Source organism: Streptomyces sp. NPDC007808 (assembly GCF_042868655.1).
Taxonomy (GTDB): domain Bacteria; phylum Actinomycetota; class Actinomycetes; order Streptomycetales; family Streptomycetaceae; genus Streptomyces.
In genome coordinates this window covers 288,336-312,721 of sequence record NZ_JBIAEQ010000009.1, presented here as the reverse complement: position 1 = coordinate 312,721, position 24,386 = coordinate 288,336, and the positions used below count along the sequence as shown (strand labels likewise).

Genomic DNA, 24,386 nt, shown 5'->3' with positions numbered 1-24,386 from the left:
CCCGGCCGCCTCCCGGTACGCTCCCGATCCTGCTGTGCGCCGACCACGCACCAGCCATGCGTTCCTTGGGGGGAATCGATGAGGCGTTCCATAGGTGTTGCCGTGCCCGTGCCCGTGCCCGTGCCCGTGCCCGTGGCCGTGCCGCGTCGGACGGCGGGGGCCGTCCTGGCCGCGCTGCTCCTCGCCGGCTGCGGGGCGGGTGCCGAGGCGGGACGGTCCGGGGACTCGTCGGCCGCGGAGGCCGTCGAGCGGGCCGCGGAGCGGACCGAGCGCGACCGGTTCCTGCGGTACCGGGTGACCGGCCGGATACCGGAACGCGGGAAGATCGCGGACGAGGCGTCCGTACGCACGAAGCCGACCGCCGCCCGCCTCACAACGGCCAACCTGAGCGGCGAGGATCGGGGCCGGTCCGAGCTGCGCCTGGTCGACGGGGTGCTGTACGCGAGCGCGACCGATGACATGGTCAAGGAGATGGGCGGCAGACACTGGATCAGCTATGGGCCGGCCGCCGAGTTCACCACGGCCGGTGGCCTACGCATGGACGTCGCCGGCCTGCGTGACCAGGTGAGCCGGAACCCGGCCCGGGAAGCCGCCTTCCTGGCCGCCGCGGAGGACGTGGAGCGGATCGGCACCGAGACGGTCGACGGCGTCGACACCGCGCACTACACGGGCACGGCCGCCGTCGACGAGCTCCGCGCCTCCCTCGGCGACGTCGAGGACGAGGCCGCCCGGCGGGGACGCGAGAAGAGCCTCGACCAGTACGAGAAGCTGGGCGTGGACGCGCTCACCCTGGACGTCTGGGTCGACGGCGACGACCGCGTCAAGCGGCTCCGCACCCAGGCCGCCGGCCGCCGGGGCACGCTCGACCTCACCTTCACCTTCCTCGACCAGGACGGACCGGTGACCGTCCGGGCACCCCGCGCCGCGGACACCGCCGACCTGCGCAAGCCGCTGAAGAAGAGCGGGAGCTGAGCGGGAGCCGGGCGCCGTAAGGGCCGATTTGCCTGACGGCGACGGCGTCCCGTACTCTCCTACAGAAGCCAAAGACCGCTGGTCGTTGCCGTGCGCTCGCAGGAGGGCGCGGTGGCCGAAGGATCCGCTGAAATGCGGACGACCCGCGCAGGTGACAGTGGAAGAGCTCCCGGAGTGCGCACGTCCCGTGCGTCCGATCGGTCGAGTCCGCCCCGTGCGCCTGCGCCGGGGCGTTTCGTTTTCCCCAGTCCTCCTTCGGGTCCGCGCGGTCAGAATCACCCGGAAGGAGGCCGAGGCTCTATGGCGAGGCCCGACAAGGCTGCCGCAGTGGCGGAGTTGACGGAGCAGTTCCGCAACTCCAGCGCTGCCGTGCTGACCGAGTACCGCGGTCTCACCGTGGCGCAGCTCAAGACGCTGCGTCGTTCGCTCGGTGAGAACGCCCAGTACGCCGTGGTGAAGAACACGCTGACCAAGATTGCGGCCAACGAGGCCGGGATCTCGACGCTGGACGACCTGTTCAACGGTCCGACGGCTGTCGCCTTCGTCACCGGTGATCCGGTGGAGTCGGCGAAGGGTCTCCGTGACTTCGCCAAGGACAACCCGAATCTCGTCATCAAGGGCGGTGTCCTTGACGGCAAGGCGCTGTCCGCCGACGAGATCAAGAAGCTTGCGGACCTCGAGTCCCGCGAGGTTCTGCTCGCCAAGCTGGCGGGCGCTCTGAAGGGCAAGCAGACGCAGACTGCTCAGCTCCTCCAGGCGCTCCCGACGAAGCTCGTCCGCACCGTGGACGCGCTCCGTGCCAAGCAGGACGAGCAGGGCGGTGCCGAGTAATTCGGCTCGCATCATGATCGCCGCCCTCGGGCAGCGGTCGTAGCGGGCCAACGTACGCCCGCCACTCATGTACATCCGGCACCTGCCGAATTAGTGGAAGGAAAGCCATCGTGGCTCTCACCCAGGAAGAACTGCTCGCCGAGTTCGAGAACATGACCCTCATCCAGCTTTCCGAGTTCGTGAAGGCGTTCGAGGAGAAGTTCGACGTCACCGCCGCCGCCGCGGCCGTCGTCGCCGCCCCGGCTGCCGGCGGTGCCGCCGGTGGTGCCGAGGCCGCTGAGGAGAAGGACGAGTTCGACGTCATCCTCGCGGGCGCCGGCGACAAGAAGATCCAGGTCATCAAGGTCGTGCGCGAGCTCACCTCCCTGGGCCTCAAGGAGGCCAAGGACCTGGTCGACGGTGCGCCGAAGCCGGTCCTGGAGAAGGTCAACAAGGAGGCCGCGGACAAGGCCAAGGAGGCCCTCGAGGGCGCCGGTGCCTCCGTCGAGGTCAAGTAAGACCTTCGCGAACGCCTGTGACAGTCCCGTAGGGCTGTAACGCGAACGCACCGAAGAGCGATCATCCATTCGGGTGGTCGCTCTTCGGCGTTTCCGGGGCGCGGCCGCGGTTGCCTTGCACCCGCCGGGACGGGGGGTATGGTGATCTTCGTCGTGTCCCTGGTCGGCCTGGGGTTCGGGCATGGGGGCCTTGACGAACCGCACGCAGCGCGCAATTCTCAGGACGCGTCGTCACAAGGATCCGAATCCGAGGCATGGATCGACGACGAAGAGGGCAGTATCAACGTGCGTTGAAGGCAGGCATGGCGCAGGCGTTGAGAACAACGAGGGTCTCTGAAAACCGGGACTGGACATCAGTGTGCCAAGTGGCTACACTGACCCTTTGCGCTGCCTGTTAGCTGTCCCCTGCCCGTCACCAGGGGTCTGCCCTCGCCTCAGCATCGATGATCGAGTATCCCTGACCTGGGATTTCTGTCTCTGTGTGTGGGTGAGGGGCCGGTACGCGCGTAGTGAGTCCGAGCCCTCGGAAGGACCCCCTCTTGGCCGCCTCGCGCACTGCCTCGACCGCGAATACGAACAACGGCGCCAGCACCGCCCCGCTGCGCATCTCCTTTGCAAAGATCAAGGAGCCCCTCGAGGTTCCGAACCTGCTCGCGCTGCAGACCGAGAGCTTTGACTGGCTGCTCGGCAACACCGCCTGGCAGAGTCGGGTCGAGGAGGCTCTGGAGTCCGGTCAGGACGTCCCCACCAAGTCCGGCCTCGAGGAGATCTTCGAGGAGATCTCCCCGATCGAGGACTTCTCCGGGTCGATGTCACTGACGTTCCGCGACCACCGCTTCGAGCCGCCGAAGAACTCGATCGACGAGTGCAAGGAGCGCGACTTCACCTACGCCGCCCCGCTCTTCGTGACGGCGGAGTTCACCAACAACGAGACCGGTGAGATCAAGTCCCAGACGGTCTTCATGGGCGACTTCCCGCTCATGACGAACAAGGGCACCTTCGTCATCAACGGCACCGAGCGTGTCGTGGTGTCGCAGCTGGTCCGTTCCCCCGGTGTCTACTTCGACTCCTCCATCGACAAGACGTCCGACAAGGACATCTTCTCGGCCAAGATCATCCCGTCCCGGGGTGCCTGGTTGGAGATGGAGATCGACAAGCGCGACATGGTCGGTGTCCGTATCGACCGCAAGCGCAAGCAGTCCGTCACCGTCCTGCTCAAGGCGCTCGGCTGGACCACCGAGCAGATCCTCGAGGAGTTCGGCGAGTACGAGTCGATGCGCGCCACCCTGGAGAAGGACCACACCCAGGGCCAGGACGACGCGCTGCTCGACATCTACCGCAAGCTGCGTCCGGGCGAGCCCCCCACGCGTGAGGCCGCGCAGACGCTGCTCGACAACCTCTACTTCAACCCGAAGCGCTACGACCTCGCCAAGGTCGGTCGCTACAAGGTCAACAAGAAGCTGGGTGCGGACGCTCCGCTCGACGCGGGCATCCTGACCGTCGAGGACATCATCTCGACGATCAAGTACCTGGTGAAGCTGCACGCGGGCGAGACCGAGACGGTCGGCGACAGCGGTCAGAGCATCGTCGTCGAGACCGACGACATCGACCACTTCGGCAACCGTCGTCTGCGCAGCGTCGGCGAGCTCATCCAGAACCAGGTCCGCACCGGTCTGGCTCGTATGGAGCGCGTCGTCCGCGAGCGCATGACGACCCAGGACGTCGAGGCGATCACGCCGCAGACCCTGATCAACATCCGGCCGGTCGTCGCCTCCATCAAGGAGTTCTTCGGCACCAGCCAGCTGTCGCAGTTCATGGACCAGAACAACCCGCTGTCCGGGCTGACGCACAAGCGTCGTCTGTCCGCGCTCGGCCCGGGTGGTCTGTCCCGTGAGCGGGCCGGCTTCGAGGTCCGTGACGTGCACCCGTCGCACTACGGCCGTATGTGCCCCATCGAGACGCCCGAAGGCCCGAACATCGGTCTGATCGGCTCGCTCGCCTCGTACGGCCGGGTCAACGCGTTCGGTTTCGTCGAGACCCCGTACCGCAAGGTCATCGACGGCCAGGTCACCGACGAGGTCGACTACCTGACCGCCGACGAAGAGGACCGCTTCGTCATCGCGCAGGCCAACGCCCCGCTGACCGACGACCTCCGCTTCGAGGAGGCCCGCGTGCTCGTCCGCCGTCGTGGCGGCGAGGTCGACTACGTCGGCGGCGAGGACGTGGACTACATGGACGTCTCGCCGCGCCAGATGGTGTCGGTCGCGACCGCCATGATCCCGTTCCTCGAGCACGACGACGCCAACCGTGCCCTCATGGGCGCGAACATGATGCGCCAGGCCGTTCCGCTCATCAAGGCGGAGGCCCCGCTCGTCGGCACCGGCATGGAGTACCGCTCCGCCGTCGACGCCGGCGACGTCGTCAAGGCCGAGAAGGCCGGTGTGGTCCAGGAGGTCTCCGCGGACTACATCACCACCGCCAACGACGACGGCACGTACATCACGTACCGCCTGGCCAAGTTCGCCCGCTCCAACCAGGGCACCTCGGTCAACCAGAAGGTCATCGTCCAGGAGGGCGACCGGATCGTCGAGGGCCAGGTCCTCGCCGACGGTCCGGCCACCCAGAACGGCGAGATGGCGCTGGGCAAGAACCTGCTCGTGGCGTTCATGCCGTGGGAGGGTCACAACTACGAGGACGCGATCATCCTGTCGCAGCGCCTCGTGCAGGACGACGTCCTCTCCTCGATCCACATCGAGGAGCACGAGGTCGACGCCCGTGACACCAAGCTCGGCCCCGAGGAGATCACCCGGGACATCCCGAACGTCTCCGAGGAGGTCCTCGCCGACCTCGACGAGCGCGGCATCATCCGCATCGGTGCCGAGGTCATCGCCGGCGACATCCTCGTCGGCAAGGTGACCCCGAAGGGTGAGACCGAGCTGACGCCGGAGGAGCGCCTGCTGCGCGCGATCTTCGGTGAGAAGGCCCGTGAGGTCCGTGACACCTCGCTGAAGGTGCCGCACGGCGAGACCGGCAAGGTCATCGGCGTCCGCGTCTTCGACCGCGAGGAGGGCGACGAGCTTCCCCCCGGTGTGAACCAGCTGGTGCGCGTGTACGTCGCGCAGAAGCGCAAGATCACCGACGGTGACAAGCTCGCCGGCCGTCACGGCAACAAGGGCGTCATCTCCAAGATCCTGCCGATCGAGGACATGCCGTTCCTGGAGGACGGCACCCCGGTCGACATCATCCTCAACCCGCTCGGTGTGCCGTCCCGAATGAACCCGGGACAGGTCCTGGAGATCCACCTCGGCTGGCTCGCCAGCCGCGGCTGGGACGTCTCCGGTCTCGCCGACGAGTGGGCCCAGCGCCTGCAGGCCATCGGCGCCGACAGTGTCGAGCCCGGCACCAACGTCGCCACCCCGGTCTTCGACGGTGCGCGTGAGGACGAGCTCGCGGGTCTGCTGCAGCACACCATCCCGAACCGCGACGGCGAGCGCATGGTGCTCCCGTCCGGCAAGGCGCGGCTGTTCGACGGCCGTAGCGGTGAGCCGTTCCCGGACCCGATCTCGGTCGGCTACATGTACATCCTGAAGCTGCACCACCTGGTCGACGACAAGCTGCACGCGCGCTCGACCGGCCCGTACAGCATGATCACCCAGCAGCCGCTGGGTGGTAAGGCCCAGTTCGGTGGCCAGCGCTTCGGTGAGATGGAGGTGTGGGCGCTGGAGGCGTACGGCGCCGCTTACGCCCTCCAGGAGCTGCTGACCATCAAGTCCGACGACGTCACCGGCCGCGTGAAGGTCTACGAGGCCATCGTCAAGGGCGAGAACATCCCCGAGCCCGGCATCCCCGAGTCCTTCAAGGTGCTCATCAAGGAGATGCAGTCGCTCTGCCTGAACGTGGAGGTGCTGTCCAGCGACGGTATGTCCATCGAGATGCGTGACACCGACGAGGACGTCTTCCGCGCTGCGGAGGAGCTCGGCATCGACCTGTCCCGGCGCGAGCCGAGCAGCGTCGAAGAGGTCTGACGGGAGTCCGGCGGGGCCCTCACCCACAGGGCCCCGCCGACCCCCAGGCCCCCGTTTCAGACCCCAAGACTTACAACCCTGAGAGGGATTGACGCATAGTGCTCGACGTCAACTTCTTCGATGAGCTCCGGATCGGTCTGGCCACCGCTGACGACATCCGTCAGTGGAGCCACGGCGAGGTCAAGAAGCCCGAGACCATCAACTACCGCACCCTCAAGCCCGAAAAGGACGGACTCTTCTGCGAGAAGATCTTCGGTCCGACCCGGGACTGGGAGTGCTACTGCGGCAAGTACAAGCGCGTCCGCTTCAAGGGCATCATCTGTGAGCGCTGCGGCGTCGAGGTGACTCGCGCCAAGGTGCGCCGTGAGCGGATGGGCCACATCGAGCTGGCCGCGCCCGTCACGCACATCTGGTACTTCAAGGGCGTTCCGTCGCGGCTTGGCTACCTGCTCGACCTCGCCCCGAAGGACCTGGAGAAGGTCATCTACTTCGCGGCGTACATGATCACGTACGTCGACGAGGAGCGCCGTACCCGCGACCTGCCCTCCCTGGAGGCGCACGTCTCCGTGGAGCGCCAGCAGATCGAGAACCGCCGGGACGCCGACCTGGAGGCCCGCGCCAAGAAGCTCGAGACCGACCTGGCCGAGCTGGAGGCCGAGGGCGCCAAGGCCGACGTGCGCCGCAAGGTGCGCGAGGGTGCCGAGCGCGAGATGAAGCAGCTGCGTGACCGTGCGCAGCGCGAGATCGATCGCCTCGACGAGGTGTGGACCCGCTTCAAGAACCTCAAGGTCCAGGACCTGGAGGGCGACGAGCTCCTCTACCGCGAGCTGCGTGACCGCTTCGGCACGTACTTCGACGGTTCGATGGGTGCCGCGGCGCTGCAGAAGCGCCTGGAGTCCTTCGACCTCGACGAGGAGGCCGAGAAGCTCCGCGAGATCATCCGTACCGGCAAGGGCCAGAAGAAGACCCGTGCGCTCAAGCGCCTGAAGGTCGTCTCCGCGTTCCTGCAGACCAGCAACAGCCCCAAGGGCATGGTGCTGGACTGCGTCCCGGTCATCCCGCCGGACCTGCGTCCGATGGTGCAGCTGGACGGTGGCCGCTTCGCGACCTCCGACCTGAACGACCTGTACCGCCGTGTGATCAACCGGAACAACCGACTGAAGCGCCTTCTCGACCTCGGTGCGCCCGAGATCATCGTGAACAACGAGAAGCGCATGCTCCAGGAGGCCGTCGACGCGCTGTTCGACAACGGTCGTCGTGGTCGCCCGGTCACCGGTCCCGGTAACCGCCCGCTGAAGTCCCTCAGCGACATGCTGAAGGGTAAGCAGGGTCGATTCCGTCAGAACCTGCTCGGTAAGCGTGTGGACTACTCCGCGCGTTCCGTGATCGTCGTCGGTCCGCAGCTGAAGCTGCACCAGTGCGGTCTGCCCAAGGCGATGGCGCTGGAGCTCTTCAAGCCGTTCGTGATGAAGCGCCTGGTCGACCTGAACCACGCGCAGAACATCAAGAGCGCCAAGCGGATGGTGGAGCGCGGCCGCACGGTCGTGTACGACGTCCTCGAAGAGGTCATCGCCGAGCACCCGGTGCTGCTGAACCGTGCTCCCACCCTGCACCGCCTCGGCATCCAGGCCTTCGAGCCGCAGCTGGTCGAGGGCAAGGCCATCCAGATCCACCCGCTCGTCTGCACCGCGTTCAACGCGGACTTCGACGGTGACCAGATGGCCGTGCACCTGCCGCTGTCCGCGGAGGCACAGGCCGAGGCCCGCATCCTGATGCTGTCCTCGAACAACATCCTCAAGCCCGCCGACGGCCGTCCGGTGACGATGCCGACCCAGGACATGGTCCTCGGTCTGTTCTTCCTCACCACCGACGGTGAGATGCGGGACATCAAGGGTGAGGACCGCTCCTTCTCCTCCGTCGCCGAGGCGATCATGGCCTTCGACGCGGGCGAGCTCTCGCTCCAGTCGAAGATCGACATCCGCTTCCCGGTCGGCACCATCCCGCCGCGTGGCTGGACCCCGCCGGCGCAGGAGGAGGGTGAGCCGGAGTGGCAGCAGGGTGACAGCTTCCGTCTGAAGACCACGCTGGGCCGTGCGCTCTTCAACGAGCTGCTGCCCGAGGACTACCCGTTCGTCGACTACGAGGTCGGCAAGAAGCAGCTCTCCGAGATCGTCAACGACCTCGCCGAGCGCTACCCGAAGGTCATCGTGGCGGCGACGCTCGACAACCTGAAGGCGTCCGGCTTCTACTGGGCCACCCGCTCCGGCGTCACCGTCGCCATCTCCGACGTCGTCGTTCCCGAGGCGAAGAAGGAGATCGTCCGCGGTTACGAGGCGCAGGACGAGAAGGTCCAGAAGCAGTACGAGCGCGGTCTGATCACCAAGGACGAGCGCACGCAGGAGCTCATCGCGATCTGGACCAAGGCGACCAACGAGGTCGCCGAGGCGATGAACGACAACTTCCCGAAGACCAACCCGATCTTCATGATGGTGAACTCGGGTGCACGAGGCAACATGATGCAGATGCGTCAGATCGCCGGTATGCGTGGTCTGGTGTCGAACGCGAAGAACGAGACGATCCCGCGTCCGATCAAGGCGTCGTTCCGTGAGGGCCTGTCCGTGCTGGAGTACTTCATCTCCACGCACGGTGCCCGTAAGGGTCTGGCGGACACCGCCCTGCGTACCGCCGACTCGGGTTACCTCACCCGTCGTCTGGTCGACGTCTCCCAGGACGTCATCATCCGCGAGGAGGACTGCGGCACCGACCGCGGCCTCAAGCTGGCCATCGCCGAGCGCGGCGCCGACGGCGTCCTGCGCAAGGCGGACAACGCCGAGACCAGCGTGTACGCGCGCTGCCTCGCCGAGGACATCGTCGTGGACGGCAAGGTGCTCGCCCCGGCGGGCGTCGACCTCGGTGACGTCCTCATCGACCAGCTGGTCGCCGCGGGCGTCGAGACGGTCAAGACCCGCTCGGTCCTGACCTGCGAGTCCGCCGTCGGCACCTGCGCGATGTGCTACGGCCGTTCGCTGGCCACCGGCAAGCTGGTCGACATCGGTGAGGCGGTCGGCATCATCGCCGCCCAGTCCATCGGTGAGCCCGGTACCCAGCTGACGATGCGTACCTTCCACACCGGTGGTGTGGCCGGTGACGACATCACCCAGGGTCTGCCGCGTGTCGTCGAGCTCTTCGAGGCCCGTACCCCGAAGGGTGTCGCCCCGATCTCCGAGGCCACCGGCCGCGTGCGGATCGAGGAGACCGAGAAGACCAAGAAGATCGTCGTCACCCCGGACGACGGCAGCGACGAGACGGCGTACCCGATCTCGAAGCGTGCCCGACTCCTGGTCAGCGAGGGCGAGCACGTCGAGGTGGGCCAGAAGCTCACCGTGGGTGCCACCAACCCGCACGACGTGCTGCGCATCCTGGGTCAGCGTGCCGTCCAGGTCCACCTGGTCGGCGAGGTCCAGAAGGTGTACAACTCGCAGGGTGTGTCGATCCACGACAAGCACATCGAGATCATCATCCGGCAGATGCTCCGCCGCGTGACGATCATCGAGTCCGGCGACGCCGAGCTGCTGCCCGGCGAGCTGGTCGAGCGCTCGAAGTTCGAGACCGAGAACCGTCGTGTGGTCCAGGAGGGCGGTCACCCGGCCTCCGGTCGTCCGCAGCTCATGGGTATCACCAAGGCCTCGCTGGCCACGGAGTCCTGGCTGTCGGCGGCGTCCTTCCAGGAGACGACGCGAGTCCTCACGGACGCGGCGATCAACGCCAAGTCCGACTCGCTGATCGGCCTCAAGGAGAACGTCATCATCGGTAAGCTCATCCCGGCCGGTACGGGTCTGTCCCGCTACCGCAACATCCGGGTCGAGCCGACCGAGGAGGCCAAGGCCGCGATGTACTCGGCCGTCGGCTACGACGACATCGACTACTCGCCGTTCGGCACGGGCTCCGGCCAGGCCGTTCCGCTGGAGGACTACGACTACGGTCCGTACAACCAGTGAGCGAGCGTCCGCCTGAGTCGCACTGACTCCGGCTGAGCCGAAGGGCGGTCACCCTGTGGGGTGGCCGCCCTTCGGTGTTGTTCGGACTCGGCGTTCGAGTGACCGCGCTGTGTCACCCGGTGTTGTCCCTGCTTTCGCGGTGGCCTGTGTGCGAGCTTGGGCCGAACCGGGCCGAGCGCAAGCGGAGGTGGCGACGCCATGACGCCAGGTACTGCCCGAGGACTCGCCGCAGCGGCGTTGGTGGTCGTCCTGGCGGGGACCGCGGCCTGCGGGGGCGGTGCGGGCGGGGGAGGTGAGTCCGTCCAGGACCGGACCTCCGGACCGGCCGACACCACGGTGACCGGGGGCAAGACGAACGGAACAGGGACACCGACGTCCGGCGACGTGCGGGCGCAGGCCTCGATCTTCCCGGGCAGCGAATCCCAGGCGCCCTCCGCGTCGGCGATCAAGCTCCCGAGCACCAAGGTGGGGGAGCCGACCAGAGGGGAAGTGACGATCAAGGGATCGGAACAGGGGCCGCCCAAGACGGTTCAGAACGTCGACGGCAACATCGACGGTGAACTCCTCGCACTTCTCCAGAAGTGCCTGGGACCCCTGCCGGCGGACGGCTGCGACGTGATCTTCACGTACACACCGCAACAACCGGGACCGTACAGCGGGGAACTGACGGTGACGATGACCGACGGGTCCACCGTCACCGCCCCCATCTCCGGGGAGGCGGTCGGCGCGGACACGACGGACACCTCCGCGGCCACGACCCCGGATCCCGAGACCACCACGACCACTCCTCCCACCACGACCGCGCCCCCGGACGTGACGACATCGCCGCCCGTCGTCACCACGTCGCCGCCCACACCGAACCTCACCTGAGCGGGCCGTTCCTCACGGGCTGCGGATCTCCAGCCAGGCGCTGCCGTTGTCGGGCAGCACCACCAGAAGGCGGTCCCTGTGGCGGGTGGCGTGGGATACGAGGTAGAAGCGAGAGGGCGTCTTCGCGAGGAGCCGGAAACCGCGGTACTCGTAGCGGTGCGTCCCGCCCACCCCGCCGTGGTCGGTGAAACCGATGCGCTCGGCATGGTGGGAGAGGGGCAGACGCGAGTGGACCACCACGAAGGCGCTGTCCGGGTAACCGCGCTCCGCCTCCAGGATGGCGTTGCCGCGACCGAGGTCCGCCACGTACTGGGCCATGCCGTAGAACAGGCTCAGCATGAGCAGGGCGACGAGCAGCGTGCCGCCCGCCAGCCACATCCGGTCCGCGGCACGGGCCCGGAGGACCGAGTCGTCGGCACCCTCGCTCAGTCGCTGGTGGACGGCGAAGACGGCGAGCGTGGCGCCCAGGGCCACCAGCAGGGCCGGAATGAACCTGCGTGGCCATCCCGCCGGGAAGAGGGCCGCCACGTTCGTGAACAGGGCGGGGAACCCGACGAGCACCATGGCCGCACCGACGGCCAGCAGCAGGCCGACCACCGAGCGGCGACGAGCCGCGTGCTCCGGTTCGGCCAGTGCCAGACCCAGCCAGCCGAGCAACAGGTACACGACCAGCCCACCGGCCAGCAGCAGGCACAGGGGGATGAACACCGCGTTCGCACTGCTGGCAACGGTGCCCTGGACGGAGAACCCGAGATCCTCGGGGATCACGCCCAGGGCGGAGTAGTACGCCTTGTTGTAGATGCTGCCGAAGTAGTAGAGCAGGGCGAACACGACGGTCCCCGGCGCCACGACGTACGCCGCCTTCTGCACGAACGTCGCCGTCGGTGAGCGTGGGGGACCGTTGCCGGTCGACGGCGGAGACATGATCCTCAGTGTGTTCGCCGGACCCGGTCCCCGCACGCGGAGCCGTTCCGCTCGGTGGACCGGTGCGGCGGGAACATCTCCGGGTTCTCTCGGGGTGGACCCCGATGCCACGGACGCCGGTTCGGCGCATGATGGAGGGACTCCGACCGGTACGGAGGTGCTCCATGACGCAGCAGCCGTGGCAGCCGTGGCAGGGGAGCGGTGCCCCGCAGCCGTGGTCCGGCCCGTACATCCCCGCCATGCTCGCCTCCCACGCCGACCGCGAGCGTGCCGTCGACGTGCTCAGGGCCGGGTACGGCGAAGGGCGGCTGGAGCAGCCGGAGTTCGAGCAGCGGGTCGCGCGGGCCTACGCGGCCCGTACGGTGGGCGAACTGGCCCTGCTGGTCGCCGACCTGCCCCAGGGCCCCGTACCGCAGCAGACGCCCGTCACCGCCGTGCCGGGGACGTTCCTGGCGGCACCCCGGCCGCGGACGAACGGCAAGGCCGTCGGGTCGGCGCTCTGCGGGGCGCTGTGCCTGGTGACCTTCGGGCTGACCGGCATTCCGGCCGTGGTTCTCGGCCATGCCGCGCGCTCCGAGATACGCCGTACCGGAGAGGCCGGCGACACCCTCGCTCTGACCGGCCTCGTACTGGGGTGGCTGTCGACCGCGGGCTGGGCGGTCCTGTTCGCCCTGATGATCGTGGCCGCCGCCGCGTCCGCGTGAGCCGTGTCGTCGCCCGCCCCGAACCGCCTGCGCGTGCCGGCCGCCGCGCCCGTAGGGGCCCGGCAGCACCTCCGCGCGGCCCTTCCCCTCGACTCCGCATGCATCGCCACCACCCGATGTGGGACGACCCGCGGCGAGCCGGTCCTGACGTGCTCCGATCGGGGATTCGAAGATCGAAATCGTCGTGCGGTCTTGACATCGGGCGTATGGCGATGCGGGCGAGGCCCATTTGTTTTGACCGCAGCGAATGAGGTAGGTACGCTCAGACCTTGTGCCTGGGGTGTGCCCTGGCTCTCGTGCGTGCCTTCAACCGCATAACGAGCTGTGAGCGGCCACCGTAATCTGTGCTCTTTTCGCCTCGCGGCGGGAGTCCGCCGGATTCGACACACCCGACCGCGTGGGTCGGCAAAGTTCCAGGTTAGCTGTACCCATCGGCACACAGAAACCGGAGAAGTAGTGCCTACGATCCAGCAGCTGGTCCGCAAGGGCCGGCAGGACAAGGTCGAGAAGAACAAGACGCCCGCACTCGAGGGTTCCCCTCAGCGTCGTGGCGTCTGCACGCGTGTGTTCACGACCACCCCGAAGAAGCCGAACTCGGCCCTGCGTAAGGTCGCGCGTGTGCGTCTGACCAGCGGGATCGAGGTCACCGCTTACATTCCGGGTGAGGGACACAACCTGCAGGAGCACTCCATCGTGCTCGTGCGCGGCGGCCGTGTGAAGGACCTGCCGGGTGTTCGCTACAAGATCATCCGTGGCTCCCTCGACACCCAGGGTGTCAAGAACCGCAAGCAGGCCCGTTCCCGCTACGGCGCCAAGAAGGAGAAGTAAGAATGCCTCGTAAGGGCCCCGCCCCGAAGCGCCCGGTCATCATCGACCCGGTCTACGGTTCTCCTCTGGTCACGTCGCTCATCAACAAGGTGCTGCTGAACGGCAAGCGCTCCACCGCTGAGCGGATCGTGTACGGCGCCATGGAGGGCCTGCGCGAGAAGACCGGCAACGACCCGGTCATCACCCTCAAGCGCGCTCTCGAGAACATCAAGCCGACCCTTGAGGTCAAGTCCCGCCGTGTCGGTGGCGCGACCTACCAGGTGCCGGTCGAGGTCAAGCCCGGCCGTGCCAACACCCTGGCGCTGCGCTGGCTGGTCGGTTACTCCCGCGCCCGTCGCGAGAAGACCATGACCGAGCGTCTCCTCAACGAGCTCCTCGACGCCTCCAACGGCCTCGGTGCGGCCGTGAAGAAGCGCGAGGACACGCACAAGATGGCCGAGTCCAACAAGGCCTTCGCGCACTACCGCTGGTAGTCGCTACCCACATCGAGACCGAGAGAAGACTGAAGCCTTATGGCTACCACTTCACTTGACCTGGCCAAGGTCCGCAACATCGGGATCATGGCCCACATCGACGCGGGCAAGACGACCACCACCGAGCGGATCCTGTTCTACACCGGTGTGTCTTACAAGATCGGTGAGGTCCACGACGGCGCTGCCACCATGGACTGGATGGAGCAGGAGCAGGAGCGTGGCATCACGATCACCTCTGCTGCCACCACCTGTCACTGGCCGCTGGAAGACGTCGACCACACCATCAACATCATCGACACCCCGGGCCACGTCGACTTCACCGTCGAGGTGGAGCGCTCCCTGCGCGTGCTCGACGGTGCCGTGACGGTGTTCGACGGCGTCGCCGGCGTTGAGCCGCAGTCCGAGACGGTGTGGCGTCAGGCGGACCGCTACCGCGTTCCGCGTATCTGCTTCGTCAACAAGCTGGACCGTACGGGCGCGGAGTTCCACCGCTGCGTCGACATGATCAGCGACCGCCTGGGTGCCCAGCCGCTCGTCATGCAGCTCCCCATCGGTGCCGAGGCCGACTTCAAGGGCGTCGTGGACCTGGTCCGCATGAAGGCGCTCGTCTGGTCCGCCGAGGCGACCAAGGGCGAGATGTACGACGTCGTCGACATCCCGGCCACGCACACCGAGGCCGCTGAAGAGTGGCGCGGCAAGCTGCTTGAGGCCGTCGCGGAGAACGACGAGGAGATCATGGAGCTGTACCTGGAGGGCGAGGAGCCCTCCGAGGAGCAGCTGTACGCGGCCATCCGCCGCATCACGATCGCCTCCGGCAAGTCCAGCGACACCACGGTCACCCCGGTGTTCTGTGGTACCGCGTTCAAGAACAAGGGCGTGCAGCCCCTGCTCGACGCGGTGGTCCGCTACCTGCCCTCCCCGCTCGACATCGAGGCCATCGAGGGCCACGCGGTGAACGACCCCGAGGAGGTCGTGAAGCGCAAGCCCTCCGACGACGAGCCGCTGTCGGCGCTGGCGTTCAAGATCATGAGCGACCCGCACCTCGGCAAGCTCACCTTCGTCCGGGTCTACTCGGGCCGCCTGGAGTCCGGCACGCAGGTGCTGAACTCCGTCAAGGGCAAGAAGGAGCGCATCGGCAAGATCTACCGCATGCACGCGAACAAGCGTGAGGAGATCCAGTCGGTGGGCGCCGGCGACATCATCGCCGTCATGGGTCTGAAGCAGACCACGACCGGTGAGACGCTGGCCGACGACAAGAACCCGGTGATCCTGGAGTCCATGGACTTCCCGGCGCCGGTCATCCAGGTCGCCATCGAGCCCAAGTCGAAGGGCGACCAGGAGAAGCTGGGCGTCGCGATCCAGCGCCTGGCCGAGGAGGACCCGTCCTTCCAGGTCCACTCGGACGAGGAGACCGGCCAGACCATCATCGGTGGTATGGGCGAGCTGCACCTTGAGGTGCTGGTCGACCGTATGCGCCGTGAGTTCAAGGTCGAGGCCAACGTCGGCAAGCCGCAGGTCGCCTACCGTGAGACGATCCGCAAGGCCGTCGAGCGTGTCGACTTCACGCACAAGAAGCAGACTGGTGGTACCGGCCAGTTCGCCAAGGTGCAGATCGCGATCGAGCCCCTCGAGAGCGGCGACACGTCGTACGAGTTCGTGAACAAGGTGACCGGTGGTCGTATCCCGAAGGAGTACATCCCTTCGGTCGACGCCGGTGCGCAGGAGGCCATGCAGTTCGGCATCCTCGCCGGTTACGAGATGACCGGTGTCCGCGTCACGCTGCTCGACGGTGCGTACCACGAGGTCGACTCCTCCGAGCTCGCGTTCAAGATCGCCGGTTCGCAGGCCTTCAAGGAGGCCGCGCGCAAGGCCAGCCCTGTGCTCCTTGAGCCGATGATGGCCGTCGAGGTCACCACGCCCGAGGACTACATGGGTGAGGTCATCGGCGACATCAACTCCCGCCGTGGCCAGATCCAGGCCATGGAGGAGCGGGCCGGTGCCCGCGTCGTGAAGGGCCTCGTGCCCCTCTCGGAGATGTTCGGCTACGTCGGCGACCTGCGCAGCAAGACGTCCGGCCGCGCCAGCTACTCCATGCAGTTCGACTCCTACGCCGAGGTTCCGCGGAACGTCGCCGAGGAGATCATCGCGAAGGCCAAGGGCGAGTAACGCTCCGCGTTCACACGCTTTAGGCTTGACTCCGGAGCCTCAAGGGGGCATTCCACCGCAATAGCGGCCGGAATGCCCCGGGGCCCGGGCTTTCCAGCAAAGATCACCTGGCGCCGATGAAGCAAGGCGTTCAGAACCACTCCACAGGAGGACCCCAGTGGCGAAGGCGAAGTTCGAGCGGACTAAGCCGCACGTCAACATCGGCACCATCGGTCACATCGACCACGGTAAGACGACCCTCACGGCCGCCATTACCAAGGTGCTGCACGACGCGTTCCCGGACCTGAACGAGGCCTCGGCGTTCGACCAGATCGACAAGGCTCCCGAGGAGCGCCAGCGCGGTATCACCATCTCGATCGCGCACGTCGAGTACCAGACGGAGACCCGTCACTACGCCCACGTCGACTGCCCCGGTCACGCGGACTACATCAAGAACATGATCACCGGTGCTGCCCAGATGGACGGCGCCATCCTCGTGGTCGCCGCCACCGACGGCCCGATGCCGCAGACCAAGGAGCACGTGCTCCTGGCCCGCCAGGTCGGCGTTCCGTACATCGTCGTCGCCCTGAACAAGGCCGACATGGTGGACGACGAGGAGATCCTGGAGCTCGTCGAGCTCGAGGTTCGTGAGCTGCTCTCCGAGTACGAGTTCCCGGGCGACGACGTTCCGGTCGTCAAGGTCTCCGCCCTGAAGGCCCTCGAGGGCGACAAGGAGTGGGGCAACTCCGTCCTCGAGCTCATGAAGGCCGTGGACGAGTCCATCCCGGAGCCCGAGCGCGACGTCGACAAGCCGTTCCTGATGCCGATCGAGGACGTCTTCACGATCACCGGTCGTGGCACCGTCGTCACCGGTCGTATCGAGCGCGGTATCCTCAAGGTCAACGAGACCGTCGACATCATCGGCATCAAGACCGAGAAGACCACCACCACGGTCACTGGTATCGAGATGTTCCGCAAGCTGCTCGACGAGGGCCAGGCCGGTGAGAACGTCGGTCTGCTGCTCCGCGGCATCAAGCGCGAGGACGTCGAGCGCGGCCAGGTCATCATCAAGCCGGGCTCGGTCACCCCGCACACCGAGTTCGAGGCGCAGGCCTACATCCTGTCCAAGGACGAGGGTGGCCGCCACACGCCGTTCTTCAACAACTACCGCCCGCAGTTCTACTTCCGTACGACGGACGTGACCGGCGTGGTGACCCTCCCCGAGGGCACCGAGATGGTCATGCCGGGTGACAACACCGAGATGAAGGTGGAGCTCATCCAGCCCGTCGCCATGGAGGAGGGCCTGAAGTTCGCCATCCGTGAGGGTGGCCGGACCGTGGGCGCCGGCCAGGTCACCAAGATCAACAAGTGAGCTTGTTGATCTGACCTGGTAGCTCCAGCGAGAGCTCCGGAAGGGGCCCGTACGACCTCGGTCGTACGGGCCCCTTCTTTTTGTCGGTGTCGAGGGGCGGACGGATGCCGGTCCTGCGGTGGGCGGTGGACTCGCGCTACGGGTTCACCAGCGGGACCACGCCGGTCCGGCGGTGATCGTCATGCGTCCACGGAGTCGTACGGTCATCAGTCCCCCTGCCGACGGCTCGACGGCCTGGGCCCAGGGCTCAGCTGCCGTTGCCCTTGATGACGCAGAAGTCGACGTGGCTGATCGTGGGAATGTTGCCCCCGGGGTTGAGCGGCGCGGTCAGCGCGGTGTCGGCCGCGATGCCGTCGGGGAAGCTCGTCGGGGTGGAGTTGGCGTCGTAGATGTACCGGTTGGCGTCCGGTCCACCCTTCACGGTGACCTGGCGGACGGCGATGTCACCCGTGGTGTTGAAGCTCACCTGGGTGGTGTTGGCGTTGAAGTCGACGATCACCGTGCCGCTTTCGCCGTCGACGGTGACCGGGACGGTGGTGTCCACGGGCGGGTCGACCCGGAAACCGACCGAGCCGGCAGGACAAGCCAGCGGCGGGTTGCCCATCACGAGGACGGGGGTGACCGATGCCGCCGCTGCCGGGCCGGCGGAGATGCCGATGGCGACCGCCGTGGTCAGACCCACGCCGATCAGCTTCGCTCCCAGCCCCGCCCGTCTCGTTCCGGTCCTGGTTCGACTAGCTCGAGTGGTTACTCGCATGACGAGTACTCCTCCTCTTCGTTTTCACCTGAGTTGGCCCTGGCTGAATCCCTTGCCTTTTCGTCGGCAATTCGGGTGGTGATGTCCATCCACCGCCGGGCGCAGCATCACTTCCGTGATCGGACCGGCGTCACGCGTCACCCCTCTGCATTCGTGGGCCATCCGGTCCTCAAATGAGCACCTGACAGGTGAAAGCCCATCAGACGGTGTGAAAGTGCGACGAAAGGAGGCGGGGGGTATCGGGGCGGGAAGGGGGTGGCGCGCCCTCTGTCGGTCCAGGCGCTCCGCCAGGGGCCTGCTGTCGAGGGCGAGCGCGCATCCCCACCGCCGCGATGAGTCTCAAAAATAGGACATAACATCATGAAACTTGATATAAGCATCTCGTGAGGCGTGGGCCCTGCACCGCCGTTGCGGCCGCGTCCTTCCTCGTCGGGGTCACAGGGAGAGTCATGCAGCAGTTCACCGGCGCGGCGTCAGGGCGCGCGGCCTCTCGCGCGCAGCCCCGGGCGACCCGGCGCCGAGGGTCCACGGCCGGCTGGTGGTACGTACAGGCCGCGATCTGTGCGGACTCCGTCGCGGTGGCGCTGACGGCGACGGCGGTGTTCGTCGCGATCGGCGAGGCCCGCCCGGTGCGTCAGGCGTTGGTGATCACTGCTCTCTGGGTGCTCATGGGTGTCGTCCGCCGGCGGTACACGCCCTGGAGCTGGGACGAGGGGGCTCCGGTCGGCCCGGTCGTGCGGGACTGGCTCGTGCTGCTCGGTGTCCTGGCCGCTCTGCACGCCGCGTCCGGTCTCGGCAGCGCACCACCGGCGGCTCTCGCCGTGCTGTGCCCGTCGCTGGTGGCCACCGTGGCCTGCCGCAAGGCGATCCACTTCCGTCTGCTGGCCGTACGCCGCCGGGCCCGGGCGTTGCGGCGCGTCCTCGTCATCGGCGAGGCGACCGCGGTGGACGCCGTGGTGGGGCGGCTCGCCGAGCGCACCGACCACGGCTACGTGACGGTCGGGGCGTGTGTCGTGGGTGAGGGCGATCCCCAGTCAGGTGTGCGGGTGTGTGCCCGGCTCCGGGCCGACGAGCCGGCCGGCCCGGGCGAGGACGCCGTATCGGTGGGGGAGTCGGCCGAGGCGCTGGGCGCCGACATGATCTTCGTGGCGGCCGACAGGCACATGTCCGGGGACCGGCTGCGCCGGTTGTCGTGGGCCATGCACGACCAGGGTCGCCCGTTGATGGTGCTGCCGGGCGTCGTGGAGGTCGCCCGGCACAGGATCCGGCTCGGCTCGGCGGCCGGGCTCACCCTCCTGCACATCGCGCCACCGTCGCGCAGTGGCCTTCCCACGCTGGTGAAAGCCGTCACGGACCAGGTGGGCGCCCTCGTCCTGCTCGTCGCGCTGGCCCCGCTGTTCGTCGTCCTGGCGCTCGCCGTGCGTCTGAACTCGCCCGGCCCCGTCCTCTACCGTCAGACGCGTGTCGGACGGGACAACAGGCACTTCCCCATGTGGAAGTTCCGCACCATGGTCGTGGACGCGGACCGGATGAAGACGGAGTTGGCGCCGGCGAACGAGCACGACGGGCCCATGTTCAAGCTGCGCCAGGACCCGCGGGTCACCTCTGTCGGACGCTTTCTGCGCCGCCACTCGCTGGACGAGCTCCCCCAGCTGGTCAACGTGCTGCTCGGGCACATGTCGCTGGTGGGACCCCGCCCGCCGCTTCCCGAGGAGGTCGCCCGCTACGACCGGGTGGAGATGCGCCGGCTGAGCGTCAAACCCGGTCTCACGGGACTGTGGCAGGTGAGCGGACGGTCGGACCTGTCCTGGCACGAGACCGTCTCACTCGACCTGCGGTACGTGGACAACTGGTCGTGGACCTGGGACATGGCGGTCATGGCCCGCACGGTCCGCGCCGTACTGGACGGACGTGGCGCCTACTGAGGCTCAGACGCCGACCACCGGGCGGGGCCGCTGCGTGCTCGACCATGCCGCGTAGGTGGCCGCGATGCCGTCGCGCAGCGTGATCCTCGGCGCCCAACCCAGCTCCCGCATACGGGAGATGTCGAGCACCTTGCGGGGCGTACCGTCCGGCTTCGTCGTGTCGAAGGTGATCCGGCCCCGGTAGCCGACGACCTCCGCGACCAGGTGGGCCAGTTCACGGATCGTCAGATCGTCCCCGCATCCGACGTTGACGGGCGTGTCGTCGTCGTAGCGGCGCAGCAGCGTCACGCAGGCGTCGGCGAGGTCGTCGACGTGCAGGAACTCCCGGCGGGGAGTGCCGCTTCCCCACAGGACCACCTCGTCCAGCCCGTCCCGCTCGGCCTCGTGGAAGCGGCGGATGAGAGCGGGCAGGACATGCGAGGACTCCGGATCGAAGTTGTCGCCCGGGCCGTAGAGATTGCACGGCATCGCGCAGATGTACGAGGCCCCGTACTGCCGCCGGTAGGACCGCACCTGGACGATGCCCGCGATCTTGGCGAGCGCGTACGGCTCGTTGGTCGGTTCGAGCGGGCCCGTGAGCAAGGCGTCTTCCCGGATCGGCTGCGGCGCGAGCCTCGGGTAGATGCAGGACGATCCCAGGAACAGCAGGCGCGGCACCTCGGCGGTGTGCGCGGCGGAGATCACGCTCAGCTGGATCCGCAGGTTGTCCTCGATGAACTGCACCGGACAGGTGCTGTTGGCCATGATGCCGCCGACCTTGGCCGCGGCGAGGACCACGGCGTCCGGCCGGCTCTCGCGCAGGAAGGCGGCGGTGGCGGCCGAGTCGCGGAGGTCCAGCTCGGACCGGGTCCGGGCGAGGACCTCGTGGCCGTCGGCGGTCAGACGGCGGACCATCGCCGAACCGACGAGGCCGCGGTGGCCTGCGACGTATACGCGGGCGGATGCAGGGAGGAGATCTTCCATGTGGCGTAGTTTGCACCAAATAAGGGCGTATATCCCGCTCTCCTTGGGGTCCCCTCCGGAGAATCGACCAGGCAGAACGCATGCCGGCGAGCTCAGGAGGACCAGCGCCATGGACCGTTCCCTCCGGTCTTTCACGGGAGTCGGCTACGACAAGGGGCGCCCCCTGCTCGTTCAGGCGGCCTGGTTCGCCGTCCTCAACCTGGTCTTCGTCCGGTGGTGGTTTCCCGCTCGCTGGCGACCGGCCCTGCTGCGCGCGTTCGGTGCCCGGATCGGAGAGCGCGTGCTGATCCGTCACCGGGTGCGTGTGCACTGGCCGTGGCGGCTGGAGATCGGGGACGACGTGTGGATCGGCGAGGGCGCATGGCTGCTGAACCTGGAACGCATCACGATCGACAGCGATGTGTGCGTCTCGCAGGAGGCGTTGTTGTGCACCGGCAGCCATCGGCGTCGCAGCGCGGCCTTCGAGTTCGACAACGCGCCCATCCGCCTGGAACGGGGAGCGTGGGTCGCGGCCCGGGCGGTGGTGCTGCGCGGGGTCACCGTCGGCCGCGGGGCGGTCGTGGGTGCCTCGGCGGTCGCCCGTCATGACGTCGGACCGGGGGCGGTCGTCACCACGGGAGTCGCGGCATGAGACTCCTGCACGTGGTGACGCTGCTCAGCGACGACGGTGCCTACGGCGGCCCCACGAGTGTGGCCACCGGGCAGCTCCAGGAGTGTGCCGCACGAGGCCACCAGGTCGAGCTCGTCTCCCTGTGGCGGGGCAGCTCCCCGGCACCGGCACGCGTGGGGTCGGTGCCGGTGCGTACGCGCCCGGCGCGCTCCCTGCTCCCGGGGCGCTTCACCGGGCTCATGCACCCGCTGCTCGTCGGGGACTTGTGGCGTTCCATGGGGCGGGCCGACGTGGTGCACATCCACGCGGGGCGCGACCTCGTCTCCCTGACGGCGCTCGGCCTCGCCGTGCTGGCCCGCAAGAGGTTCCTCACCCAGACGCACGGCATGGTGGAGCCGCGTCGACGGGCAGCCGTCCGGCTCTTCGACCGCGTCTACGTGCCGCTGCTGCGCAGGTCGCGGGGCTGCCTGGTCCTCACCGAGCGGGAGCGGCGGGCCGTGGCCGAGGTGGTCGGTCCGGACGGTCCGCCGCTGCTGCGGCTCCCCAACGGGGTCAGGCCCTCGCGTGCCGGCTCCGCGCCGCATCGGCAGCGCGAGCGCGAGGTGCTCTTCCTCGCCCGCCTGCACCCGCGCAAGCGCCCGGACGCCTTCGTCGAGATGGCCGCCCTGGTCCACCGCAGGGTGCCCGACGCACGGTTCACCCTGTACGGGGCGGACGAGGGGTCCCTGGCGGAGGTACGCCGGCTCATCGCCGCGCACGGCCTTGAGAGGGCCGTCTCCTACCGTGGTGCGCTCGGTCACGCGGAGGCGGTGAGCGCCTACGCGAAGGCGGCCGTGTACGTGCTGCCGAGCGTCGACGAGCCGTTCCCCATGACGGTGATCGAAGCCCTGTGCGCGGGCACTCCCGTCGTGTGCACCGACACCTGCGGCATGGCCGACGAACTGGCGCGCCGTGATGCGGCGGTCGTCACCGACGGCAGCCCGCAGGCCATGGCCGACGCCGTGTGCGATCTGCTGGCGGACGACAGCAGGCGCGACGCGCTCGTGGACGCGGGCCACCGGGCCGTCGAGGAGGCCTTCTCCATTCATGCGGTGGCGGACCGGCTGGAGGAGATCTACCGGAAGCTGTGCCGAGCCACTTCGGCTGTCCGGAGTAACTCTGCCTGACGACCTGTTTCCCTGATCATTTCCTCTCAAGATCTTTGTAAGGTCTCCGCATCGTTGTCCGCCCGTCCGGTGACCGAGCGACCGAAATGAGTGCTAGGCATGATCGAGCAATCACGCGGCGACACGGAGAATTCACGGAACACCGCCGACGTGGTCATCATCGGGGGTTGCGGCCGGGTAGGACTTCCCCTGGGAATCGCGCTCGCCACCCGCGGCATGCTTTCGGTGACGCTCTACGACATCGATGCCGCGGCCGTCGACACGGTCAATCGGGGAGAGCTTCCGTTCCGGGAGGCGGGGGCCGCCGAACCGCTGCGCGAGAGTGTGCGCGACGGACTGCTGCGCGCCACGACCGACGCCGCCAGTGTCGCCACCACGGAGAACCTGGTCGTGGTGGTGGGAACGCCGGTGGACGAGCATCTCAACCCCGATCTCGGCGCGGTGCCCCGGGCGTTGGAGCGCTGCGCCGAGTATCTGCGCAGCGGGCAGCTGGTCATGCTCAGGAGCACGGTGCACCCCGGAGTCACGGCCCTGACCGAGCGGCTCCTTGAGAGGCTCGGCACCACCGTGGACGTGGCTTTCTGCCCGGAGCGCATCGCCGAGGGCGCGGCCATGACCGAGCTGTTCGAGCTGCCGCAACTGGTGGCGGCCCGCTCCCAGCGGGCCGGGGACAGGGCGGAGAAGTTCTTCCGCACGCTCACGGACAAAATCGTCCGGATGGAGCCGGAGGAGGCGGAACTCGCAAAACTCTTCGCCAACACCTGGCGGTACATCAAGTTCGCCACGGTGAATCAATTCTGGATGATGGCAAATGATTTCGGACTCGATTTCGAGCGTATTCGCCACGCGATGACGTACGAGTATCCCCGGGCCGCCGACATGCCAGGAGCGGGATTCGCCGCCGGTCCCTGCCTGCTCAAGGACACGTTGCAGTTGGCTGCGTTCACCGGGAACAATTTCGTGCTGGGTCACGCGGCCATGCTCGTGAATGAGGGACTGCCGCTCTACCTCGTGTCGCGCCTTGAGCGCAGGTTCCCGCTCTCGGACACGCGGGTGGGCGTTCTCGGCATGGGCTTCAAGGCCGGCAGTGACGACGTCCGCGAAAGCCTGTCGTTCAAACTGCGCCGCATTCTGATGGCGAAGGCCCGGGAAACGCTGTGCACCGATCCGTACGTCAGCGATCCACGCTTCGTGGACCTGGACGAGGTCATGCGCCGGGCCGACGTCCTGGTCATCGCGACACCGCACAGCGATTACCGGGATCTGGTCACCGACAAGCCGGTCGTGGACCTCTGGGGCATCACCGGCAGAGGTGTCCGGGCCTGA

Annotated in this window: 19 protein-coding genes; 16 read left to right on the top strand and 3 right to left on the bottom strand. The window is 67.7% G+C overall.

The window, feature by feature from the left end; all coding sequences use genetic code 11:
* The first annotated feature begins 102 nt into the window (after window positions 1-102).
* The 7 genes from ACFYNL_RS32385 (at window position 103) to ACFYNL_RS32355 (ending at window position 11,193) form a co-directional block, all read left to right on the top strand.
* A complete protein-coding gene (locus tag ACFYNL_RS32385; protein ID WP_388809682.1) occupies window positions 103-972 on the top strand; it encodes a hypothetical protein in 870 nt (289 codons plus the stop codon).
* Window positions 973-1,272: 300 nt separating this feature from the next.
* Window positions 1,273-1,803, top strand: a complete 531-nt coding sequence (rplJ, locus tag ACFYNL_RS32380) for a 50S ribosomal protein L10 (RefSeq protein ID WP_019753717.1) — start codon at window positions 1,273-1,275, stop codon at window positions 1,801-1,803.
* A 107-nt stretch (window positions 1,804-1,910) separates the two neighbouring features.
* Window positions 1,911-2,300 (top strand): 50S ribosomal protein L7/L12, encoded by a 390-nt coding sequence (rplL, locus tag ACFYNL_RS32375; RefSeq protein ID WP_388810117.1) that lies wholly within the window; start codon window positions 1,911-1,913, stop codon window positions 2,298-2,300.
* A gap of 138 nt (window positions 2,301-2,438) precedes the next feature.
* On the top strand, window positions 2,439-2,594 hold the full coding sequence (locus ACFYNL_RS32370) for a hypothetical protein (RefSeq protein WP_388809679.1): 156 nt from the start codon (window positions 2,439-2,441) through the stop codon (window positions 2,592-2,594).
* Window positions 2,595-2,839: 245 nt separating this feature from the next.
* Complete coding sequence (rpoB, locus tag ACFYNL_RS32365) at window positions 2,840-6,325, top strand: DNA-directed RNA polymerase subunit beta (protein WP_388809676.1); 3,486 nt, start codon at window positions 2,840-2,842, stop codon at window positions 6,323-6,325.
* Window positions 6,326-6,423: 98 nt separating this feature from the next.
* The gene (locus ACFYNL_RS32360) at window positions 6,424-10,323 is read left to right on the top strand and encodes a DNA-directed RNA polymerase subunit beta' (RefSeq protein WP_388809673.1); all 3,900 of its coding nucleotides are present in this window, start codon (window positions 6,424-6,426) and stop codon (window positions 10,321-10,323) included.
* A gap of 198 nt (window positions 10,324-10,521) precedes the next feature.
* On the top strand, window positions 10,522-11,193 hold the full coding sequence (locus ACFYNL_RS32355) for a hypothetical protein (protein ID WP_388809671.1): 672 nt from the start codon (window positions 10,522-10,524) through the stop codon (window positions 11,191-11,193).
* A gap of 12 nt (window positions 11,194-11,205) precedes the next feature.
* Here the strand turns inward: ACFYNL_RS32355 and ACFYNL_RS32350 are convergent, their stop codons facing one another.
* Complete coding sequence (locus ACFYNL_RS32350) at window positions 11,206-12,117, bottom strand: hypothetical protein (RefSeq protein WP_388809668.1); 912 nt, start codon at window positions 12,115-12,117, stop codon at window positions 11,206-11,208.
* Between the two features lie 164 nt (window positions 12,118-12,281).
* On the opposite strand from ACFYNL_RS32350, the gene ACFYNL_RS32345 reads away from it, so the two are divergent.
* From ACFYNL_RS32345 to tuf, 5 genes are all read left to right on the top strand, one after another.
* Window positions 12,282-12,821: a DUF1707 and DUF4190 domain-containing protein gene (locus tag ACFYNL_RS32345; protein ID WP_388809666.1), complete on the top strand. Its 540-nt coding sequence runs from the start codon at window positions 12,282-12,284 to the stop codon at window positions 12,819-12,821.
* 456 nt (window positions 12,822-13,277) lie between these two features.
* Window positions 13,278-13,649, top strand: coding sequence for a 30S ribosomal protein S12 (gene rpsL / locus ACFYNL_RS32340; protein WP_003948652.1), 372 nt, complete (start codon window positions 13,278-13,280; stop codon window positions 13,647-13,649).
* 2 nt (window positions 13,650-13,651) lie between these two features.
* A complete protein-coding gene (rpsG, locus tag ACFYNL_RS32335; RefSeq protein ID WP_003998848.1) occupies window positions 13,652-14,122 on the top strand; it encodes a 30S ribosomal protein S7 in 471 nt (156 codons plus the stop codon).
* Window positions 14,123-14,161: 39 nt separating this feature from the next.
* Window positions 14,162-16,288, top strand: a complete 2,127-nt coding sequence (gene fusA, locus ACFYNL_RS32330) for an elongation factor G (RefSeq protein WP_019754096.1) — start codon at window positions 14,162-14,164, stop codon at window positions 16,286-16,288.
* A gap of 157 nt (window positions 16,289-16,445) precedes the next feature.
* The gene (gene tuf / locus ACFYNL_RS32325) at window positions 16,446-17,639 is read left to right on the top strand and encodes an elongation factor Tu (RefSeq protein ID WP_388809663.1); all 1,194 of its coding nucleotides are present in this window, start codon (window positions 16,446-16,448) and stop codon (window positions 17,637-17,639) included.
* A gap of 247 nt (window positions 17,640-17,886) precedes the next feature.
* Here the strand turns inward: tuf and ACFYNL_RS32320 are convergent, their stop codons facing one another.
* Entirely contained in the window at window positions 17,887-18,321 is a 435-nt protein-coding gene (locus ACFYNL_RS32320) for a hypothetical protein (protein ID WP_388809661.1), read from the bottom strand.
* A gap of 524 nt (window positions 18,322-18,845) precedes the next feature.
* Here ACFYNL_RS32320 and ACFYNL_RS32315 point away from each other — a divergent pair.
* Entirely contained in the window at window positions 18,846-20,321 is a 1,476-nt protein-coding gene (locus ACFYNL_RS32315; protein ID WP_388809659.1) for a sugar transferase, read from the top strand.
* 3 nt (window positions 20,322-20,324) lie between these two features.
* Here the strand turns inward: ACFYNL_RS32315 and ACFYNL_RS32310 are convergent, their stop codons facing one another.
* Window positions 20,325-21,284 (bottom strand): GDP-L-fucose synthase family protein, encoded by a 960-nt coding sequence (locus tag ACFYNL_RS32310; protein WP_388809657.1) that lies wholly within the window; start codon window positions 21,282-21,284, stop codon window positions 20,325-20,327.
* Window positions 21,285-21,393: 109 nt separating this feature from the next.
* On the opposite strand from ACFYNL_RS32310, the gene ACFYNL_RS32305 reads away from it, so the two are divergent.
* The 3 genes from ACFYNL_RS32305 to ACFYNL_RS32295 all read left to right on the top strand — a co-directional run bounded on the left by ACFYNL_RS32305 (window position 21,394) and on the right by ACFYNL_RS32295 (window position 24,386).
* Window positions 21,394-21,915, top strand: a complete 522-nt coding sequence (locus ACFYNL_RS32305) for a putative colanic acid biosynthesis acetyltransferase (protein ID WP_388809656.1) — start codon at window positions 21,394-21,396, stop codon at window positions 21,913-21,915.
* A complete protein-coding gene (locus tag ACFYNL_RS32300) occupies window positions 21,912-23,060 on the top strand; it encodes a glycosyltransferase (RefSeq protein ID WP_388809654.1) in 1,149 nt (382 codons plus the stop codon). Before ACFYNL_RS32305 ends, ACFYNL_RS32300 begins: the two co-directional genes overlap by 4 nt.
* Before the next feature lie 150 nt (window positions 23,061-23,210).
* The gene (locus tag ACFYNL_RS32295; protein ID WP_388809652.1) at window positions 23,211-24,386 is read left to right on the top strand and encodes a nucleotide sugar dehydrogenase; all 1,176 of its coding nucleotides are present in this window, start codon (window positions 23,211-23,213) and stop codon (window positions 24,384-24,386) included.

Excerpts from the sequence above, each read along its gene's own strand:
- fusA (WP_019754096.1), top strand. The coding sequence starts at position 14,162 with ATGGCTACCACTTCACTTGACCTGGCCAAGGTCCGCAACATCGGGATC.
- ACFYNL_RS32370 (WP_388809679.1), top strand. The coding sequence starts at position 2,439 with ATGGTGATCTTCGTCGTGTCCCTGGTCGGCCTGGGGTTCGGGCATGGG.
- ACFYNL_RS32345 (WP_388809666.1), top strand. The coding sequence starts at position 12,282 with ATGACGCAGCAGCCGTGGCAGCCGTGGCAGGGGAGCGGTGCCCCGCAG.
- ACFYNL_RS32310 (WP_388809657.1), bottom strand. The coding sequence starts at position 21,284 with ATGGAAGATCTCCTCCCTGCATCCGCCCGCGTATACGTCGCAGGCCAC.
- rpsG (WP_003998848.1), top strand. The coding sequence starts at position 13,652 with ATGCCTCGTAAGGGCCCCGCCCCGAAGCGCCCGGTCATCATCGACCCG.
- ACFYNL_RS32350 (WP_388809668.1), bottom strand. The coding sequence starts at position 12,117 with ATGTCTCCGCCGTCGACCGGCAACGGTCCCCCACGCTCACCGACGGCG.
- rplJ (WP_019753717.1), top strand. The coding sequence starts at position 1,273 with ATGGCGAGGCCCGACAAGGCTGCCGCAGTGGCGGAGTTGACGGAGCAG.
- ACFYNL_RS32300 (WP_388809654.1), top strand. The coding sequence starts at position 21,912 with ATGAGACTCCTGCACGTGGTGACGCTGCTCAGCGACGACGGTGCCTAC.
- ACFYNL_RS32315 (WP_388809659.1), top strand. The coding sequence starts at position 18,846 with ATGCAGCAGTTCACCGGCGCGGCGTCAGGGCGCGCGGCCTCTCGCGCG.
- ACFYNL_RS32305 (WP_388809656.1), top strand. The coding sequence starts at position 21,394 with ATGGACCGTTCCCTCCGGTCTTTCACGGGAGTCGGCTACGACAAGGGG.
- ACFYNL_RS32355 (WP_388809671.1), top strand. The coding sequence starts at position 10,522 with ATGACGCCAGGTACTGCCCGAGGACTCGCCGCAGCGGCGTTGGTGGTC.